A 4,208-nucleotide genomic window follows, 5' to 3' on the forward strand; every position below is an offset into this window, starting at 1 on the left:
TCCAGCGGGCCAGGTCGCCGGTGCGGTACATGCGGCTGCCCGGCGGCCCGTACGGGTCGGCGACGAACCGCTCCGCCGTCTGCGCGGGCCTGGCGAGGTAGCCGTGCGCCAGTCCGGTCCCGGCCAGGTACAGCTCGCCGGTGGTGCCCTCGGGCACCGGGCGCAGCAGGCCGTCCAGGACGTAGGCGCGGGTGTTGTCCAGCGGACGGCCGATGGGGATCGCGTCCGGTCCGCCGTCGGCGGTGTGGGCGGTGGCGAAGACGGTCGCCTCCGTGGGGCCGTACCCGTTGACGACGGTGGTGCCCGGGCAGTGCGCCCGCAGCCGGGTGACGGTCCCGGGGTCGAGGACGTCGCCGCCCGCCCAGATCTCCGTCAGCCCGGCCGCCGCGTCCGGCGCGATCTCCGCGACCGTGCGCAGGAGTTCGGGCGTGAGGAACAGCGCGGTGACGCCCCGCTCGGGGATCACGCGGCGCAGGACGTCGGGGGTGACGGGGCCGGGCGGGGCGATGACGACCGTCCCGCCGTTCAGGAGCGGGACCCACACCTCGTACGTCGCCGAGTCGAAGGTGTAGGGGGCGTGCGCCAGCACCCGGCGGTGACCGCCGCCCTGGAAGCGGGCGTCGGCGGCGAGTTCGACGACGGCGCGGTGCGGGACGACGACCCCCTTGGGTTCCCCGGTGGAGCCGGAGGTGTGGAGGACGCACGCGGGTGAGCCCGGGTGGGGTCGCGGGAGGGGCGAGGCGGGGGGTGGTCCGGGCTCGTCGATGGACACGCTCCGTACGCCGCCGGGCGGTTCGGCCCCCGTGCCGGTCAGCGCCAGCCGCACCCCGGCCTCCCGGGCCAGCCGGGCCAGCCGGCCGGCCGGCTGGGCCGGGTCGAGCGGCAGCCAGCAGGCACCCGCCTTGAGGACGGCCAGCTGGGCCACGACGACGGCCGGGGAACGGGCCGCCAGGAGGGCCACCGTGTCGCCGGGGGCGGCGCCCGCCCCGACCAGGCGGGCGGCCAGGGCGTCGGACGCGGCGTCCAGTTCGGCGTAGGTGAGGGTGGTGCCGTCCGACTCGACGGCCGGGGCGCCGGGGGTCCGGGCGGCCTGCGCGGCGAACCGGGCGGTGACGGTGGCGGGCCGGGCCTCGGGGCGGGCCGGGCCGGCGGCGAGGCCGATCAGCCCCAGGTGCTCCGCGGGCGGCAGGACGTCGACGTCTTCCGCCGGCCCGTCGAGGCCCTCCGCAAGCCGCCCCAGGGCGTGGGCCATGCGGCCGGCCACCGCGGACGCCGACAGGCCCCGGCGGCAGCCGACCGACAGCCACAGCCGCTCGCCGGCGCTGATTGCCAGCGTCACCGGGTAGTGGGTGGCGTCCGTGACCTCCAGCAGGGCCGTCTCGTCCGGGCCGGCGTCGTCCTCCCCGCGCTGCGGGAAGTTCTCGAAGGCGAGGACGGAGTCGAACAACTCCCCCGCGCCGGCGGCCCGCTGCACGTCGGCGAGGCGCGCGTGCTGGTGGGCGACGAGCCGGGACTGTTCGTCCTGGAGGCGGCCCAGCAGTTCGGCCGTGGTCTCGCCGGCGCGCAGCCGTACCCGCACCGGGAGCGTGTTGACGAACATGCCGACCATGCCCTCGACGCCGGGCAGGTCGTGCGGGCGGCCGGAGACGACCGCGCCGAAGACCACGTCCCGGCCGCCGGTGGTCCGGGCCAGGACCAGCGCCCAGGCCGCCTGCACGAGGGTGTTGAGGGTGACGCCGGCCTCGGCGGCGCGGCGGCCCAGTGCGGTGGTCAGGCCGGCGGGCAGGCGGACCGCGGCGCGGTCGCAGGAGCCGTCGTCGGCTCCGGCCGGCGGCGCGAGCGGCGGGGCCGGTTCGAGGCCCTCCAGCGCCTGTGCCCAGGCCGTCTCCGCCTTCTCCCGGTCCTGCCGCGCCAGCCACGCCAGATAGTCGCGGTAGGGCGCGGCGGGCGGCAGCGGGCGGCCCGCGACCAGGGCGGCCAGGTCCGCCTCCAGGATCGGCATGGACCAGCCGTCGAGCAGGATGTGGTGGAAGGACAGCAGCAGTTCGGCGCCGGTGTCGTGGCGGGCGAGGGTGGCCCGGACCAGGGGCGGCCGTGCGGGGTCGAACCGGCGGGCCGCGTCCGTCTCGCGCAGCCGCCGCATCCGTACGGCCGTCTCGTCGGGGCCGAGGCCGGTGAGGTCGGCCTCCCGCCACGGCACCTTCACCGCGCGCGGGACGATCTGCACGGGCCGGTCGAGGCGTTCGTGGCGGAAGCAGGCGCGCAGGTTCGGGTGGCGCCGCAGCAGTTCCGTCACCGCCGCCCGGATCCGCCCCGGGTCGGTGCCGGGGTCGATCCGGAAACGGGCCTGGACCAGGTAGGGGTCGGGTCCGGTGGTGTCCCGCAGGGTGTGGAAGAGGAGTCCCTCCTGGGCCGGGGACAGCGGCAGGACGTCCTGGACGTTGGCGCTCACCGGGCGTTCACCCCGCCGTCGAGGCCGTCGAGGTCTCCGGCTCCGTCGAGGTCGCCGAAGCCGTCGGCGTCCTCCTCGAAGTCCAGGTCGTCCTCGTACTCCATGAGCTGGTCGACGGTCAGGTCGACCAGCGGGAAGTCGGACGGGGTGTGACCGGCGACGGAGCCGTCGGCCGTGTCCGCGACGAGAGCGGTGAGTTCCTCGGTCCACAGCCGGGCCAGCTCGCGCACCTCGTCCTCGGTGAGCACGCCCCGCGCGTAGGAGAACGTCGCCTCCAGCCGCGGTCCGTCCTCCTCGCCCCGGGCCAGGGCGTCGATCTCCAGGGCGTGGGCGACCGGCACGGCCTGCGGCCCCGAGTCCAGGAACCGGCCGCCGGCCGCGTCGTCCCCGGCGAAGCGCCCCAGGTAGGCGAAGCGGACGTCGGGGGCGGGCAGCGCGGCCAGGGTGGGGCCGGCCTCGGGGTGGAGGTAGCGCAGCAGGCCCCAGCCGAGACCGGCGGAGGGTACCGCCCGCAGCTGCTCCTTGACCTGCTTGAGCGCCGCGGCGCCGGTGTCCGGGCCGGGGTCGAGGAGGACCGGGTACTGGGTGACGAACCAGCCGACGGTGCGGGAGATGTCGACGGGTGCCGACAGCGCCTCGCGCCCGTGCCCCTCCAGGTGCAGCAGGAGGGCCGTGCCGGTGCCGCGCCGGCGGGCGGCCGCCCGCACCAGGGCGGTGAGCAGGACGGCGTCGGTGCCGCAGTGGAAGGCGCCGGGGAGGGTGACCAGGGCGGACCGGGTCAGTGCGGCGTCCAGCTCGACGGTGACGGCGGCCCGGCGGTGGGCGGTGGCGGACGCGGCCGACCGGTTCGTCCAGCCGTCCGGCCCGGCCGTCAGCCGGGCCTCGTCGGCGGTGGCCAGCCGGCCGGTCCACCAGTCGAGTTCACCCGTCGCCCGGTCCGCCTCGGCGGGCAGCAGCCGCGCCCAGCGTGCGAACGAGGCGCCCGGGTCGGCGGGGAGGCCGCCGCCGTCCTCCAGCAGCCGCGCCAGCTCCTGCCCCAGCACCCGCCAGGACACGCCGTCGACGGCGAGGTGGTGCACGAGGAGCAGCAGCAGACCGGGCCGGCCGGGTCCGGCGTCGAACCAGACCGCCCGGAGCATCTCGCCCTGTTCCGGGTCGAGTTCGGCGGAGCGTGCCGTGTCCTGCGCCAGGCCGGCCGGGTCGTCGCCGGCGGGGACGGCGACCCGCTCCGTGCGTACGGTGGCGGGGCCCGCCTCCAGTTCCCAGTCGGTCCTCTCGTCGTGCCGTACGAGCCGCATGCGCAGGGCCGCGTGCCGCTCGGCCAGCGCCGAGACGGCCGCGCCGATGCGGTCCCGGCCGACGCCGTGCGGGACGGGGAACACCATGGACTGGATGAACGTGCGCAGGGGGGCGCCCTGTTCACGCCACCAGTGCATGATCGGGGTGAGCGGGAGGCGGCCCTCGGCCAGGTCGGGCCCGGCCGGCTGCTCGGGGGCGGCCGGGCGCGCCGTCACGGCCAGGCGGGCCGGGGTGCGGGCGGTGAAGACGTCCCTGGGGGCGAGGAGGAGGCCGGCCGCGGCGGCCCGGGCGGCGAGCTGGATGGCCATGATGCTGTCGCCGCCGAGCCGGAAGAAGTCCGCGTCCGCGTCCACGTCGGCGGGTCGGGCGCCGAGGACCTCGGCGTACAGGGCGCACAGGGTCTGTTCGGCGGGGGACGCGGTGCGGTGGACGGCGGGGGACGCGGCCGGGTCGCGGG

Annotated in this window: 2 protein-coding genes; both read right to left on the reverse strand. The window is 77.5% G+C overall.

Features of this window, described 5'->3' with window-relative positions; translation table 11 throughout:
• Nucleotides 1-2,452: amino acid adenylation domain-containing protein (locus GT045_RS07540; RefSeq protein WP_161333687.1), on the reverse strand; the 2,452-nt coding region annotated here is incomplete at its 3' end.
• Nucleotides 2,449-4,208, reverse strand: a 1,760-nt coding sequence (locus GT045_RS07545) for a condensation domain-containing protein (protein WP_237538413.1), incomplete at its 5' end; no start/stop codon positions are given. The genes GT045_RS07545 and GT045_RS07540, both read right to left, overlap by 4 nt.

The sequence above is a fragment of the Streptomyces sp. SID486 genome, assembly GCF_009865385.1.
GTDB lineage: Bacteria > Actinomycetota > Actinomycetes > Streptomycetales > Streptomycetaceae > Streptomyces.